The following is a 12,810-nucleotide window of genomic DNA, read 5'->3' on the forward strand; positions in this document are numbered from 1 at the left end:
CCTAGCCCATGGCTCAGGCCGAAAGCACCCAAGCCGGCGGCGCTATCGACGGATTATCCCGCAGCAGCGGCTTTCGCGGCGGCAAGATCGACCACATCGCCCTTGCCAAGCGCTGTGCCCGGGGTAGCGATGGTGCCGTCGGCGCGGCGGCCAAGATCGGCGGGACGGGTCAGCCACAGGTCCTGCGGGCCGAGAATGCGTCCGTCATGCGCGAGTATCGAGACCGGGCCGATCGGCAGCCGATCTCGCTCGTCGACCAGCACCGGATCCTCGACCACTTGCTCGCTGCTGTATTTCTGGCCCCACTGGCGCAGCGCCACCATGGCGGGCAGCAGGTCGAGACCCTTTTCGGTCAGACGATATTCGATCTTGCGGCGATCATCGGCGCAAGGCTCGCGCTTGAGGATGCCATGCTCCACCAGCTTGGCGAGACGGTTGGACAGGATGTTGCGGGCAATGCCGAGCTCGCTGAGAAATTCCTCGAAATGCTTGAGACCGTTGAAACTCGCGCGCAGGATCATGAACGACCAGCGTTCCCCCATCACATCGAGCGCCTGAGGCAGCCCGCATTCGATCAGATCCTTGAGCGGTTCTCTCAACTCACCCATAGCTACCGTCCCTTCCCTTGCGGGGTGATATGTAACCGCATTTTCGGGCTGTCACAAAAAAAATCCCGTTTTCGGTTGCAACTCGCAACCTAGATTGTTAAGTAGCGAATAGCAACTGGTTTCGAATCGAAATGTTGCATTGCAAAATGCAAGGATAGAGACCACAGGGCGATCGCCCCTCAAGACCACAAAGCAAAGGACAAAGCGATGACGAACACCCTCTCCCTCCCCCGCTCCGGCAAACTCGCGATCCTCGCCTCGGCTGTGCTCTACACCGGGCTGGCCTTCGGCGTGGTTACCTCGACCACCCCGGCCAACGCCGCTGGCGGCGCCTATTACAGCGCCACGCTCGCCGCGCCGGCGGGCGAAACGACCGCGGTTGCCGGCGGCGTCGCCTGGACCTGCGCGGGCACTACCTGCGTCGCCAACAAGGCGAGCGCCCGCCCGCTGCGCGTCTGCCGCGGCCTGAACCGCAAGTTCGGCGAAATCGCCGCCTTCCGCGTCGATGGTGCAGAACTGGCCGCCGACGAACTGGCCAAGTGCAACGCCTGATCAAGCACCGCACCTGATCCCCGCCGTCCGGCCCCCTCTCCAGCCCGGACGGCGCTGCACAGCCCCCGGAACGCCTGTCCCCCCGATGCCGCGTTCCGGGGGCGTGTTTTGCGGTTTTTCGCACCCGCCTGCGCGGGCGTCTCTTCGCCGCGGTTTCTGCCGAAGCGCGGCGAGCTTGTTCCACCAGCCCCGCGGATCGGGTTTCAGCGCGCTTCGGATCGCAAGGACGAGAGCAGCCCGGCCTCAACCAGCGCCGCCTCCAGCCCCGCTGCATCGGTGAACAGGTGCGTGTTCCAGCCGCGCGCCTTGGCGGCGGCGATGTTGGCGGGATTGTCGTCGGTGAAGAACAGCTGCGCTCCGGTGCGGCGGCTGCGCGCCTCGAGGATCTCGTAGATTCGCGGCTCGGGCTTGGCGACTTTCTCGACGCCAGAGACGATGATGTCCGCAAAGTGGTCAAAGATCGGCTGGGTCGGACGGAACGCCTGCCAGAACCTGTCACCGAAATTGGTCAGGCAGTAGAGCGGGACGCCCGCGGCCGCCAGCCGCTCGACGATTTCATGCGAACCCTCGACCGGGCCGGGCACGGTTTCGTTGAAACGGGTGGCATAGGCGCGGATATGCGCCTCGTATTGCGGGAAGCGGGCGATCCGTTCGGGCACCATGTCGGCCAGCGCGCGGCCGCGGTCATGCTCGAAATGCCATTCCTCGGTCACGACGTTGGCAAGGAACCATTCAAGCTCCTCGCGGTCATCGATCAGCTTCTCGAACAGGGCGGAAAGCTGCCACTGGAACAGCACCCGCCCGACATCGAACACGACTGCGGTCTGCACGCCCGCTACGCTCCTCAAACGATTTCGGCCCGCGCTCCGACAAGGAGGCGGGCCGTGCATGTCATCAGCCACCCCTGCGGGCAGCCGCGCCGGTTCAGCCCTGGCGGGCCTTGAAGCGACGATTGGTCTTGTTGATCACATAGGTGCGGCCACGACGACGGATCACGCGGTTATCGCGATGGCGGCCCTTCAGCGACTTGAGGCTGTTGACGATCTTCATGGCTCTTACGCTTTCAAATGCAAAGCGCGCCGGAAGCGGTCCGACGCGCGGAAATCGAAGCGAGCCGTTAGCGCCGCCCGCCCTGCGCGTCAATGCGAGTCTGTCAGGCAGCCTCGCGCAAATCGGCCAGTTTCCGTTCCCAGGCCAACGCATGGGCAATGATCGTGTCGAGATCGGCGTACCGCGGCTCCCAGCCGAGCGTTTCGCGAAGGCGGCGCGAATCGGCAATCAGCGAATCGGGATCGCCCGCGCGGCGGCCCTCGATGCGGCGCACGAGCCTGCGGTTCGTCACACGATCGACGGCATCAAGCACCTCGCGCACCGAAAAGCCCCGGCCATAGCCGCAGTTCAACGTCAGCGAGCGCGAAGGCGCGGCCATCAGCGCCTCCAGCGTCAGCACGTGCGCGGCGGCAAGGTCGCTGACGTGGATATAGTCGCGCACCCCGGTGCCGTCGGGCGTGGCGTAATCGGTGCCGAACACGCTGACCGATTCGCGCAGGCCCAGCGCCGCCTCGATCGCCACCTTGATCAGATGCGTCGCCCCGGTGGTCGATTGCCCGCTGCGCGCCAGCGGATCGGCCCCCGCAACATTGAAGTAGCGCAGCACTCCGACATTGAGCGGGTGGGCCGCCGCGACATGGCGAAGCATCTGCTCGGTCATCAGCTTCGAAAAGCCATAGGGGTTGATCGGACGCTGCGGCGTGTCCTCCGACACAGCCGCGACATCGGGAATGCCGTAAGTCGCTGCGGTGGAGGAGAAAATGAAATGCGGCACCCCGGCCTTCACCGCCGCCTCGATCAGCACCCGGCTCTTGGCGGTGTTGTTGTGATAATATTTGAGCGGATCGGCGACGCTTTCGGGCACCACCACCGAACCGGCGAAGTGCATGATCGCCCCGCGCCCTTCGCCCATGCCCTGTTCGGCGAAGATCCGCGCCAGCAGCGCCGCGTCCTCGATATCGCCATGATAGAAGGGCACGCCGGCAGGCACGGCAAATCGGAAGCCGGTCACCAGATTGTCGATCACCGCCACCGGCCAGCCGGCATCGCGCAGCGCCAGCACCGCGTGGCTGCCGATATAGCCCGCCCCGCCGGTGACGAGCACGCAAGGTTTGCCGCAAAATGTCATGCAACGTGCCCTAGCACGCAGAGTGTTTGGAAAACGTCAACCGCCCCGCGGCCACAGCAGGCCTGTGCATGGCTCCGTGCTAGGCTTATAGGCTTCGGGGCCACCAAAAGGAATTGCTGCCATGCGTAAGATCCGCCTGCTTGTCCCTGTCATCGCTGCCGCGGGGCTGGCCCTGTCGGCCTGCGCGACCACGCCCTATACTGGCCCGGTCGAAGTCACCCGCTTTGTAGCCGAACAGCCGGCGGGGCTGGGACAGGGAACCATCGCGATCACCTTCCCCGACGCAATGGACAACATGGCCGCGCGCTCGGCCTTTGCCGCCGCGGTCAGCGCAGAGCTGGCGCGGCTCGGCTACACCGTCGTTCCCGAAGGCAGCCCCGCTGGCCAGACCGCCGCGATCCGCACCACCCGCAATGCCATCGCCGCCGCCGACCAGAGCCGCCCTGGCCCGGTCAGCGTCGGGGTCGGCGGATCGACTGGCAGCTATGGCTCGGGCCTCGGCGTGGGGGTGGGCATCAACCTTGGTGGCGGGCGCGAGAGTCCGAGCGTGATGACCGTTCTTTCGGTGCGCATCACCCGCGCCGACGGGGTCACCCTATGGGAAGGCCGCGCACAGATCGCGACGGGGGTGAAGTCGCCCTTCTCGCAGACCAACACCAGCGCAAAGACGCTGGCGGCGGGCTTGTTCAGGGACTTTCCGGGTGGCAATGGCGAAACCGTGACGATCAGTGTCAAAAAGCTCCAAGGAAAGTGATGACCTGCCTTGCCATCGATGCCGCCTTCGACAGCGGCAACATCGAAGTGCTGTCGATCGAAGGCCGCACCGCCCGCCTTGCAATCCGCCGCGACAACGAATCCGCATTCTTCCAGTGGTTTCACTTCCGCGTCGCCGGCAAGGCGGGCGAGGAGGTGGTGCTCAAGCTCACCGGTCTCAACGCCAGCGCCTATCCGGGCGGTTGGCCGGACTACAATGCCTGCGTGACCGAAGATCGCGAATACTGGCGGCGCGCAGCGTCGAGCTTCGACAAGGACGAGGACGGCGGCACGCTGACCATCCGCTACCGGCCCGCCACCGATCTGTTCTGGTGCGCCTATTTCGCGCCCTATTCGATGGAGCGGCATCACGATCTCATCGCCGATGCCGCCGCCTGCGAGGGGGTGGACTACGTCCGGCTCGGCACCACGCTCGATGGCCAGCCGATCGATTGCCTCGAAATGGGCGAGGGTAAGACGCAGGTTTGGCTCTATGCCCGCCAGCACCCGGGCGAGACCCAGGCGGAATGGTGGATGGAAGGCGCGCTCGAATGCCTGACCGACCCCGCCGACCCGGTAGCGCGGGCGCTGCGCAAGAATTGCCGCCTGCACATCGTCCCCAATTGCAACCCCGATGGATCACGCCGTGGGCATTTGCGAACCAACGCGGTTGGCACCAACCTCAACCGCGAATGGGCCAACCCGAGTGCGGAGAAATCCCCCGAAGTGCTCGCGATCCGCAATCGGATGGATCAGACGGGCGTTGACTTTGCGATGGATGTCCATGCCGACGAGGCAATCCCGGCGGTGTTCCTCGCCGGGTTCGAGGGGATCCCCTCGTGGAAGGAAGAACAAGGCCAGGGCTTTTACCGTTACCAGCGCATCCTTGACCGCCGCACCCCCGACTTCCAGACCAGGCTCGGCTACCCCAAGGCAGCCAGCGGGAAGGCCAACCTGTCGATGAGCACGAACCAGCTCGCCGAGCGGTTCGGTGCGGTCGCGATGACGCTGGAGATGCCCTACAAGGACCTTGCCGATTTCCCCGAGCCGGAACAGGGCTGGTCGCCCGAACGCTGCAAGCTCCTGGGTCGCGAATGTCTGGCGGCGCTGGTCGAGTGGCTGGAAGGGCGGGAGGGCTAGGCGAGATGCGCCGGGCCGAAAGCGTGCGGGAGCAGGGCGGATAGCAAGACGCGCCGGACATCCTGCTTGCTGGCGCACAGCACCAGCGGATCGGTGCCGCCCAGCGCCGCGATTTCGTTGAGCACCTGGCGGCAGCGCCCGCACGGCGTGATCGGCTCGGCATCGGCCTTGAGCCCCGCCACCGCCACCGCCACCAAGCCGCCGCGCCGTCCGGCCTCAAACGCCTTGGCGACCGCCACCGTCTCGGCGCACAGCGCAAGGCCGTAGCTCGCGTTCTCGACATTGCAGCCAGCCACGATCGCGCCGTCTTCAAACAGCAGGGCAGCACCCACCGGATAGGCGGAATAGGGCGCATAGGCCTGCGCCGCCGCGGCAAAGGCGGCGTCGATCAACGCCTGCTCGGCGGCGGCATCGAGCTTCATTTCTGCACCACCACCCATTCGATCGGCTCCTCACTCGCCGCGGTCACCAGCGCGGAATTGGCACTCCATAGCAACCAAGGGCGCCCGGCATAATCCGGCCTTGCGCGATCGCGCATCAGCCACAGATCGCGGCTGAGCGCGGTGGCGGCGTTGTAACGTTGCGCGAAGGCTGGCGCGAGCCGCAGGATAGCCGCCGCACCGGCGTGCATCTCGATCTGGTTGATCAGCGTCATCAGCTCGCTTTCGACCGCCGCATCGCTCACCGGCGGATCGCATTCATCCGCCAGCCGCACCAGTCCGATTGCGGGCGGCAGCAGGCGCGGATCGCGCGGCACCATCTGCGCGAACAGCCCGCTCTGGCGATCGGCGGGCAGGCAGGGGTCAAATACGAGCATTGCGCCAACCTCAAGTCCCGCCGCGCGCGCCTTGGCGAATCGCTCGGCAAAAGCAGCCGGCGAGGTGTCCGTGTCGAGTGGAAGATAGACGAAACGCGCACCGATCGCCTTCAGCGTCTCGAACCGCACCGCGCCGCTCCCGGCGGGCAGCAACGCCCCCTGTTCGGGATAGAGCGTCTCGTCCGGACGCCACTCGCGCATGTCCCACCACAGCCAGCCCGCGAAGGCGAGCCCAATCAGCACCGCCAGCGCCACCAGCCGCAGCAACCATCGATGGGCGCCCTTGCGCCCCGCATTCCGGCGACCCTTGGCCATGCGCCCCTTGTTCTTGCCTTAGCCCTTGATGTGCAGCACGCAGATCAGCGTAAACAGCCGCCGCGCCGTGGCAAAATCGGTGTCGACCTTGCCTTCAAGCCGTTCGAGCAGCAGTTCAGCGGCATTGTTGTGGATGCCGCGGCGCGCCATGTCGATCGTCTCGATCTCGGCCGGGGTCGCCTTGCGAATTGCCTGGTAATAGCTGTCGCAGATCGCGAAATATTCGCGGATCGGGCGACGGAAACGGGCCATGCCGATCAGCAGGGTTTCGAGCAGCTGCCCGCCCTCGTCGCTGATGTCCATCGCCAGCCGGCCGTCATTGACCGACAGGTGGAGGTGATAGGGCCCGCGCGCTCCACGTTCGGCGCTACGCAGCGGCTTGAACGTGTTTTCCTCAATCAGATCGTAGATTGCGACGCGGCGTTCCTGCTCGACATCGGCGTTACGCCACAGGATCGTTGCCTCGTCGAGCGTGATCCGGGCGATGCGATAGGTGCCCGCGCCACCGGCGGCGGGAGAAATCGGCAGGGAATCGGGCGGCGTATCGGCCATGAGGCGTGCCTTCGCAGATGCAGGGGCCGCACTTCAAGCACTTCGATCAAATCTCCCCGCTATCCACAACCGCGCGAAAGAATATTGTCGGCTTTCGCACTTGCCTGATCCCCCCCGCCAGGCGCATCAGACCGGCATGGCCGAACCGGAAAAAGTCACCCCGATCAGCGTCGCCGCCTCCGCGCCGGACGCGCCCCTGCGCAAACTGCCCGCCAATCTCGAGGCCGAGGCAGCGTTCCTGGGCGCGGTGCTGATCGACAACCGGGTGATCGAGGAGCTTCAGGTTCCCATCCGCCCGGAACACTTCTTCGAGCCGTTGCACCAGCGCATCTACGCGCGTGTGCTGGTGCTGATCGAGCGCAATGCCACCGCCTCGCCGGTTAGCCTGCGCCCCTATTTCGAGGCCGACGAGGCGCTCAAGGAGCTGGGCGGCACCTCCTATCTCGCGCAGCTGACGGCCAATGGCGCAGGCCTGCTCGCCCCGCGCGAGCTGGCCCAGCAAATCTACGATCTCGCGCTGCTGCGCGAGCTGGTGAGCGTCGGGCGCGGGCTGATCGAAGGCGCGCTCGACACCTCGCAGGACATCTCGCCGATGGAACGCATCACCCAGGCCGAGGCCGATCTGTTCCGTGTCGCCGAGGGCGCTTCGACGGGCCGCGAGGCATCGACCTTCCGCGATGCCGCGCTGACCGCAATCAAGATGGTCGAAGCGGCGATGAAATCAGGCGGCGGCCTGTCGGGCAAGACCACCGGGCTGGATGCGATTGACCGCAAGACCAGCGGCCTGCACGATTCCGATCTCATCATCCTCGCCGGCCGGCCGGGCATGGGCAAGACTTCGCTCGCCACCAACATCGCCTACAACTGTGCCGAAAAGCATCTCGAATGGCAGCGCGACGGGGGGGAATTCAACTATGGCGCGCCGGTCGCCTTCTTCAGTCTTGAAATGAGCGCCGACCAGCTCGCCACCCGCATCCTTGCCGAACAGGCCGAGATTTCCTCCGAAAGCCTGCGCAGCGGCAAGCTCAGCCGCGAGGAATTCCAGAAGCTGTCCTTCGCCAGCCAGCGCCTTTCCGAACTGCCGCTCTACATCGACGATACACCCGCGCTCACCATCGCCGCCCTGCGCACCCGCGCGCGGCGGATGAAGCGACGCCACGATGTCGGCCTCATCATCGTCGACTATCTCCAGCTGCTGCAAGGCTCCGGTCGGGCGAACGACAACCGGGTCAACGAAATCTCGGAAATCAGCCGCGGATTGAAAACCCTGGCCAAGGAATTGCAGGTGCCGGTGATCGCGCTCTCGCAGCTCTCCCGCGCGGTCGAAAGCCGCGAGGACAAGCGCCCGCAATTGTCGGACCTGCGCGAATCCGGATCGATCGAGCAGGACGCGGACATGGTCTGGTTCATCTACCGCGGCGATTACTATCACCTGCTGGTCAAGCCCGACACGCCCGATGCCTCCTCACCGCCCGACGTGCAGGAGAAATACCGTGCGTGGGAGGAAAAGTTCGAAGGACTGGTGGGCAAGGCCACGCTGATCATTGCCAAGCAGCGTCACGGTTCGACCGGCAACGTGCCGCTCCACTTCCAGAGCGACATCACCAAGTTCACCTCGCCCAACTACAAGGACTATTCGGACTACGGATTCGAATAGCCCGCAACTTCCCGCAGCGATCGGGAGCCAAGCGGCGGCAACCGCGCCGATCGCGGCAATGCCCCCAACCTACCCTAGCCCCCTGCGCGCCGGATTCCAGCGCAGGCGCGCCTCACCGCGCCCCCAGCCGGCTCACGCGATAATCGGCCAGGCTCATCCAGTATGCCAGCCGCCAGCGCATCCGCGCCAGCAGGGTTGACTGGCGGCGATACCACTGCGGGGTCACGGCGATGCTCGCGGCCTGCATATGATCGACCAGACGGCGTAGCGCAGCAGCCACCCCGGCATCCTCGATCCGCACCATCAGCTCGACATTGATACGAAAGCTGCGCTTGTCGAGATTGGCGCTGCCGACATAGCTGACATCATCGGCCACCAGCAGCTTCATGTGCAGCTTGCTGGGCTGGAACTCGAAGATCCGCACCCCCGCCGCCAGCAGCCGCTTGTAGAGCAACCGGGCGATGTCGATCGCCACGCCGATATCGGACTTGCCGGGCATGATCATCCGCACCTTCCCGCGTCGCGCGACCTTGGCGAACTGGCGGCGGAAGCTCCTTGGCGGGGAGAAATAGGCCGAAACCGTATCGAGCCGCCGCGCCGTGACCAGATCCTTGCGCAGCCACCACGCCCAGTGCCCACGCCGCACCAGCGGGCCGCCGACCAGCAGGCGCACCGCGCCCGCGCTCCCGCGGGCCTCGCCGTCCCAGTCGCGCACGATCTCGCGCAAGCGGCTGAGTTGCTCGACCCGCCCCTGCTCCTCGCTCTCGACCCAGCGGTCGAGCAGCGCAAACCACGCGCAGAAACGCTCGACCACCGGCCCCTCGATCAGCACGGCCAGATCGCACCAGCCGTTCTCGACCGGAGGCTTGAAATAGTGGTCAGAAACGTTGGCTCCGCCGGTAATCACCCGCCGCTCATCGGCGATTGCGATCTTCTGATGGTTGCGCACGAAATAGCGGCTGTTCCAGCGCGAGGAGAAGACCGCGAAGCTGCCCCCTGCCTCGCGCAGCGGCGCAAAGAAGGCGCGCCCTGCGTCATTGCCGAAATCATCGACGATCAGCCGCACTGCCACCCCGCGGCGGACGGCGGCGATCAGCGCGTCACGCACCGCGGTTCCCGAAAGGTCGTCGTCGAACAGGTAGTAGAACAGCCGGAGCGATGTCTGCGCGCCCGCAATCAACCCGATCAGCGCGGCGAGGCGATCTGCCCCGCCCGGCAGGAAGGTGAAGTCGTGCCCTTGCGCCGCGATCCGGAACGGCGCGGGATCGACGTAGAGCCGCGGCTCCGGCGAAGCGGCCACGCTGGAGGTCTGCCCGTCCATGGCACCAGCATAGCCCGATGCGACGCCAGCACCAGCCCCAATCACAGGACGAAGCTGGTCGCGGAATGCGCATTTTCTTGACTTGCGCGCTCGCCATCCCTAGCTGCGAGGCCTTCCCCCATTCTTGCGAATCCGAAAAGGCCGCCCATGGCACGCGTTACCGTTGAAGATTGCGTCGACAAGGTTCCCAACCGGTTCGACCTCGTCCTGCTCGCCGCCCAGCGCGCGCGCGAAATCTCCGGTGGCAGCGAACTTACCGTCGACCGCGATCGCGACAAGAACCCGGTTGTTGCCTTGCGCGAAATCGCCGAGCAGACGATCCGTCCGGACGATCTGCGCGAAGCTCTGGTGACGAGCTTGCAGAAGATCTTGCCCGACGACGAGGACGAGGCTGACGAGATCGGTTCGCTCAGCCAATCGGCTGAAGCCCTGCGCATCACCGCCTCGGCCCCGGCCCGCACCAGTTCGCTCGGCGGGGATTACGACGGCTGATCGCAACCGGCTGTCCGCAGCGCGAATCAGGCTTGCACCGGTCGCCCCTTTTGCAGGGTTATTGTCGGTTGCTTGCGATGTCATTGTCGCGCTCCAGCTGCGTTTGACCGGTTCATAACCGGCATCCGCTGCGCTTGTCATCGCTCTCTGGCAAGCTATCCCCTTGCGCTGTAATATTGGCGTAACATGAAGGGCAGCATGGCTTCGATTGCGGTCTACAGCGTCAAGGGCGGGGTCGGAAAGACGACTTTGGCCGTCAACCTCGCCTGGTGTTCGGCCACCATCTCGCGCCGCAAGACGCTGTTGTGGGATCTCGACGCGGCCAATGGCTCGGGCTTTCTTCTCGGCATTGATCCGAAGAAAAAACGCAGCGCGGACAGCGCTTTCACGGAAGGGACCGATCTGCTGAAACTGGTCCAGGCGACCGCCTATCCCAATCTCGATCTCCTCCCGGCGGACGAAAGCATCCGCTCGCTCGACCGCTATCTTGACCGGCTGGGCAAGAAGAAGCGGCTCGCCAAACTGGTGGAAGGGCTCGCCAAGCATTACGACCGGATCGTCTTTGATTGCCCCCCGGTATTGAACGAAGTCAGCGCCCAGGTGATGCGCGCTGCCGATCTGGTGATCGTCCCCCTGCCGCCCTCCCCGCTGTCAGCCCGCGCCTTCGAGGTGGTGGTCGAGGAAGTGCGTGGCAGCGGCAAGAGCCATCCGCCGATTTTGCCTGTCTTATCAATGCTCGATCTGCGCCGAAGCCTGCACAGGCAAGCGCGCGAGGCGAACCCGAATTGGCCCGCGATCCCGCTCGCCAGCGCGGTTGAGCAATGCGCGGTCGAAAGGAAGCCGATCGGCGCCTTCGCTCCGCGCTCCCCAGCGGCGCGCGCCATCGCTCAACTGTGGACCGCGATCGAACGCAAGCTCGCCACCCGCTGAGGCGGCGCGACAAGCCACTGGTAACGCCTGCGATTGCCCGCCATATTCGCACGCCGGGGCAGGCCAAGGGCGCGATGCAATGAACGGAATCGGCGAAGGCATTGGTGCGGCGATCGAAGGCGGTCTCCTGTCCCGAGCGGTCGAGCCGGGACACGGCGAAGCGACAGGCACGCCGCATGCACTGGTAACCTGTGCCAACTGCGGCGCCACCGTCACCGGTCATTATTGCGGCCACTGCGGCCAGAAGGCGCATATCCACCGCAGCCTTGCCGCGATCGGGCATGACATCATGCACGCGGTGCTGCATCTCGACGGCAAGCTGTGGAACACCCTGCCGCTGCTCGTCTTCAAGCCGGGCGCACTCACGCGCCGCTTCATCGCCGGCGAACGCGCCAAGTTCGTCAGCCCGATGGCGATGTTCCTGTTCACGGTCTTTGCGATGTTCGCGGTGTTCCAGATGGTGGGCATCTCACCGACCGATGACCTCGCCCAAGAAATCGCCAGCAACAAGGACGAGAATGCCGGGCAATCGGTGTTCCGCAGCAAGGTGCGCGAACAGATCATCACGCTCGAACAGGAACGCGACAAACTGCCCAAGGGCGATCCGCGCCGCGCTGAAATTGCTGACCAGATCAAGGGTCTGAACATGGTGCTCGACGCCAAGCCGACGGAGATGAACCAGGCCGAGGATCCCCCATTCTCTGTTACGGGGCTCACATGGCTGGACGAGGGCATCGTCAGAAAGTGGGAAAAGAACCCCGGGCTGATGCTCTATAAGCTGCAGTCGAACGGCTACAAGTTCAGCTGGCTGCTGATCCCGCTGTCGATCCCCTTCATGTGGCTGCTGTTCGCATGGCGGCGCAAGTTCAATGCCTATGATCACGCGGTGTTCGTCACCTATTCGCTGGCCTTCATGTCGCTGCTGTTCATCGCGGTGTCGATCCTCGGCGCAATACCGGGCGGAGGGGATTGGGCGGCACTGCTGTTCCTGATCGCTGCGCCGCTGCATCTCTACAAGCAGCTCAGGTGTGCCTATGGGCTAACCCGCTTTTCCGCGCTGTGGCGGTTCTTCGTGCTGCTATTCCTGATCGTACTCGTCCTGATCCTCTTTCTCCAGGCCTTGCTGGTGCTCGGCGCTTTCTGAGCCGGCGTCACGGGCAGGGATAGGTCTTCGCAATAAGCTCGGCAAAGGCGGCATCGACACTCATGGCATCGCGTTGCGGCGCGGCATAGCTGCGCAGATGGACAATCAGCACGTCGGTGGTGATTTCGGTCTCGCCTTCAGGAAGGCAGCTGTGCGGTGCCTTGCCCGCGGCACGATCGGCCCCGATGCGAGCACGATAGGCAAGCGCAATCTGGCGCATCTGGCCAGCGGCGCGGGCGGGCGCCAAAGCGTTGAGTGCGAGGGACAAGCCGGCAAACAGCACTGGGCGCATGAAAAACCTCCCGGCGAATGCTCAACGAGCTAAGCGCCGGGAGACTGAACGATGGGTG

Annotated in this window: 16 protein-coding genes; 7 read left to right on the forward strand and 9 right to left on the reverse strand. The window is 65.0% G+C overall.

The window, feature by feature from the left end; genetic code table 11:
• Nucleotides 1-53: 53 nt before the first annotated feature.
• A complete protein-coding gene (locus tag BZF61_RS04845; protein WP_086617509.1) occupies nt 54-608 on the reverse strand; it encodes a winged helix-turn-helix transcriptional regulator in 555 nt (184 codons plus the stop codon).
• A 207-nt stretch (nt 609-815) separates the two neighbouring features.
• Between BZF61_RS04845 and BZF61_RS04850 the strand changes: the two genes are divergently transcribed.
• Nucleotides 816-1,160: a DUF8200 family protein gene (locus BZF61_RS04850; protein WP_086617510.1), complete on the forward strand. Its 345-nt coding sequence runs from the start codon at nt 816-818 to the stop codon at nt 1,158-1,160.
• 203 nt (nt 1,161-1,363) lie between these two features.
• On the opposite strand, the gene BZF61_RS04855 is transcribed toward BZF61_RS04850, so the two are convergent.
• The 3 genes from BZF61_RS04855 to galE all read right to left on the reverse strand — a co-directional run bounded on the left by BZF61_RS04855 (nt 1,364) and on the right by galE (nt 3,339).
• The gene (locus BZF61_RS04855) at nt 1,364-1,990 is read right to left on the reverse strand and encodes an HAD-IA family hydrolase (RefSeq protein ID WP_245804509.1); all 627 of its coding nucleotides are present in this window, start codon (nt 1,988-1,990) and stop codon (nt 1,364-1,366) included.
• 94 nt (nt 1,991-2,084) lie between these two features.
• Complete coding sequence (gene ykgO / locus BZF61_RS04860) at nt 2,085-2,210, reverse strand: type B 50S ribosomal protein L36 (protein WP_029724010.1); 126 nt, start codon at nt 2,208-2,210, stop codon at nt 2,085-2,087.
• A 103-nt stretch (nt 2,211-2,313) separates the two neighbouring features.
• On the reverse strand, nt 2,314-3,339 hold the full coding sequence (galE, locus tag BZF61_RS04865) for a UDP-glucose 4-epimerase GalE (protein ID WP_086617512.1): 1,026 nt from the start codon (nt 3,337-3,339) through the stop codon (nt 2,314-2,316).
• A 121-nt stretch (nt 3,340-3,460) separates the two neighbouring features.
• Between galE and BZF61_RS04870 the strand changes: the two genes are divergently transcribed.
• Together BZF61_RS04870 and BZF61_RS04875 are read left to right on the forward strand one after the other, a co-directional pair.
• Complete coding sequence (locus tag BZF61_RS04870) at nt 3,461-4,093, forward strand: hypothetical protein (protein ID WP_086617513.1); 633 nt, start codon at nt 3,461-3,463, stop codon at nt 4,091-4,093.
• Nucleotides 4,093-5,232, forward strand: a complete 1,140-nt coding sequence (locus tag BZF61_RS04875; RefSeq protein WP_086617514.1) for a M14 family metallopeptidase — start codon at nt 4,093-4,095, stop codon at nt 5,230-5,232. The genes BZF61_RS04870 and BZF61_RS04875 overlap by 1 nt, the downstream gene beginning before the upstream one ends.
• On the opposite strand, the gene BZF61_RS04880 is transcribed toward BZF61_RS04875, so the two are convergent.
• Genes BZF61_RS04880 through BZF61_RS04890 form a run of 3 tightly spaced genes read right to left on the reverse strand, consistent with a single transcriptional unit; the run spans nt 5,229 to nt 6,916 of the window.
• The gene (locus BZF61_RS04880; protein ID WP_245804510.1) at nt 5,229-5,672 is read right to left on the reverse strand and encodes a cytidine deaminase; all 444 of its coding nucleotides are present in this window, start codon (nt 5,670-5,672) and stop codon (nt 5,229-5,231) included. The genes BZF61_RS04875 and BZF61_RS04880 overlap by 4 nt on opposite strands.
• Nucleotides 5,651-6,364 (reverse strand): glycoside hydrolase family 25 protein, encoded by a 714-nt coding sequence (locus tag BZF61_RS04885; protein ID WP_086617516.1) that lies wholly within the window; start codon nt 6,362-6,364, stop codon nt 5,651-5,653. The genes BZF61_RS04880 and BZF61_RS04885 overlap by 22 nt, the downstream gene beginning before the upstream one ends.
• A gap of 18 nt (nt 6,365-6,382) precedes the next feature.
• The gene (locus BZF61_RS04890; RefSeq protein WP_245804511.1) at nt 6,383-6,916 is read right to left on the reverse strand and encodes a UPF0262 family protein; all 534 of its coding nucleotides are present in this window, start codon (nt 6,914-6,916) and stop codon (nt 6,383-6,385) included.
• Between the two features lie 136 nt (nt 6,917-7,052).
• Here BZF61_RS04890 and BZF61_RS04895 point away from each other — a divergent pair, with 136 nt between their 5' ends.
• The gene (locus BZF61_RS04895; RefSeq protein WP_086617517.1) at nt 7,053-8,573 is read left to right on the forward strand and encodes a replicative DNA helicase; all 1,521 of its coding nucleotides are present in this window, start codon (nt 7,053-7,055) and stop codon (nt 8,571-8,573) included.
• Between the two features lie 112 nt (nt 8,574-8,685).
• Here BZF61_RS04895 and BZF61_RS04900 read toward each other — a convergent pair whose 3' ends face one another.
• Nucleotides 8,686-9,894, reverse strand: a complete 1,209-nt coding sequence (locus tag BZF61_RS04900; protein WP_086617518.1) for a phospholipase D-like domain-containing protein — start codon at nt 9,892-9,894, stop codon at nt 8,686-8,688.
• 147 nt (nt 9,895-10,041) lie between these two features.
• Here BZF61_RS04900 and rpoZ point away from each other — a divergent pair, with 147 nt between their 5' ends.
• From rpoZ to BZF61_RS04915, 3 genes are all read left to right on the forward strand, one after another.
• Complete coding sequence (rpoZ, locus tag BZF61_RS04905; protein WP_086617519.1) at nt 10,042-10,386, forward strand: DNA-directed RNA polymerase subunit omega; 345 nt, start codon at nt 10,042-10,044, stop codon at nt 10,384-10,386.
• Between the two features lie 198 nt (nt 10,387-10,584).
• Complete coding sequence (locus tag BZF61_RS04910) at nt 10,585-11,316, forward strand: ParA family protein (RefSeq protein ID WP_086617685.1); 732 nt, start codon at nt 10,585-10,587, stop codon at nt 11,314-11,316.
• 79 nt (nt 11,317-11,395) lie between these two features.
• Nucleotides 11,396-12,460: a DUF3667 domain-containing protein gene (locus BZF61_RS04915; protein ID WP_086617520.1), complete on the forward strand. Its 1,065-nt coding sequence runs from the start codon at nt 11,396-11,398 to the stop codon at nt 12,458-12,460.
• A 7-nt stretch (nt 12,461-12,467) separates the two neighbouring features.
• Here BZF61_RS04915 and BZF61_RS04920 read toward each other — a convergent pair whose 3' ends face one another.
• A complete protein-coding gene (locus tag BZF61_RS04920; protein ID WP_086617521.1) occupies nt 12,468-12,752 on the reverse strand; it encodes a hypothetical protein in 285 nt (94 codons plus the stop codon).
• Nucleotides 12,753-12,810 lie beyond the last annotated feature (58 nt).

It is taken from the genome of Erythrobacter tepidarius (genome assembly GCF_002155695.1).
In the GTDB taxonomy this organism is placed as follows: Bacteria; Pseudomonadota; Alphaproteobacteria; order Sphingomonadales; family Sphingomonadaceae; genus Erythrobacter; species Erythrobacter tepidarius.

What these genes read in the sequence shown, in the direction of transcription:
- BZF61_RS04870 (WP_086617513.1), top strand. Translation starts at nt 3,461, where the DNA reads ATGCGTAAGATCCGCCTGCTTGTCCCTGTCATCGCTGCCGCGGGGCTG.
- BZF61_RS04910 (WP_086617685.1), top strand. Translation starts at nt 10,585, where the DNA reads ATGGCTTCGATTGCGGTCTACAGCGTCAAGGGCGGGGTCGGAAAGACG.
- ykgO (WP_029724010.1), bottom strand. Translation starts at nt 2,210, where the DNA reads ATGAAGATCGTCAACAGCCTCAAGTCGCTGAAGGGCCGCCATCGCGAT.
- BZF61_RS04845 (WP_086617509.1), bottom strand. Translation starts at nt 608, where the DNA reads ATGGGTGAGTTGAGAGAACCGCTCAAGGATCTGATCGAATGCGGGCTG.
- BZF61_RS04875 (WP_086617514.1), top strand. Translation starts at nt 4,093, where the DNA reads ATGACCTGCCTTGCCATCGATGCCGCCTTCGACAGCGGCAACATCGAA.
- BZF61_RS04915 (WP_086617520.1), top strand. Translation starts at nt 11,396, where the DNA reads ATGAACGGAATCGGCGAAGGCATTGGTGCGGCGATCGAAGGCGGTCTC.
- BZF61_RS04850 (WP_086617510.1), top strand. Translation starts at nt 816, where the DNA reads ATGACGAACACCCTCTCCCTCCCCCGCTCCGGCAAACTCGCGATCCTC.
- BZF61_RS04920 (WP_086617521.1), bottom strand. Translation starts at nt 12,752, where the DNA reads ATGCGCCCAGTGCTGTTTGCCGGCTTGTCCCTCGCACTCAACGCTTTG.
- BZF61_RS04890 (WP_245804511.1), bottom strand. Translation starts at nt 6,916, where the DNA reads ATGGCCGATACGCCGCCCGATTCCCTGCCGATTTCTCCCGCCGCCGGT.
- rpoZ (WP_086617519.1), top strand. Translation starts at nt 10,042, where the DNA reads ATGGCACGCGTTACCGTTGAAGATTGCGTCGACAAGGTTCCCAACCGG.
- BZF61_RS04885 (WP_086617516.1), bottom strand. Translation starts at nt 6,364, where the DNA reads ATGGCCAAGGGTCGCCGGAATGCGGGGCGCAAGGGCGCCCATCGATGG.
- BZF61_RS04895 (WP_086617517.1), top strand. Translation starts at nt 7,053, where the DNA reads ATGGCCGAACCGGAAAAAGTCACCCCGATCAGCGTCGCCGCCTCCGCG.
- BZF61_RS04900 (WP_086617518.1), bottom strand. Translation starts at nt 9,894, where the DNA reads ATGGACGGGCAGACCTCCAGCGTGGCCGCTTCGCCGGAGCCGCGGCTC.
- BZF61_RS04880 (WP_245804510.1), bottom strand. Translation starts at nt 5,672, where the DNA reads ATGGGTGGTGGTGCAGAAATGAAGCTCGATGCCGCCGCCGAGCAGGCG.
- galE (WP_086617512.1), bottom strand. Translation starts at nt 3,339, where the DNA reads ATGACATTTTGCGGCAAACCTTGCGTGCTCGTCACCGGCGGGGCGGGC.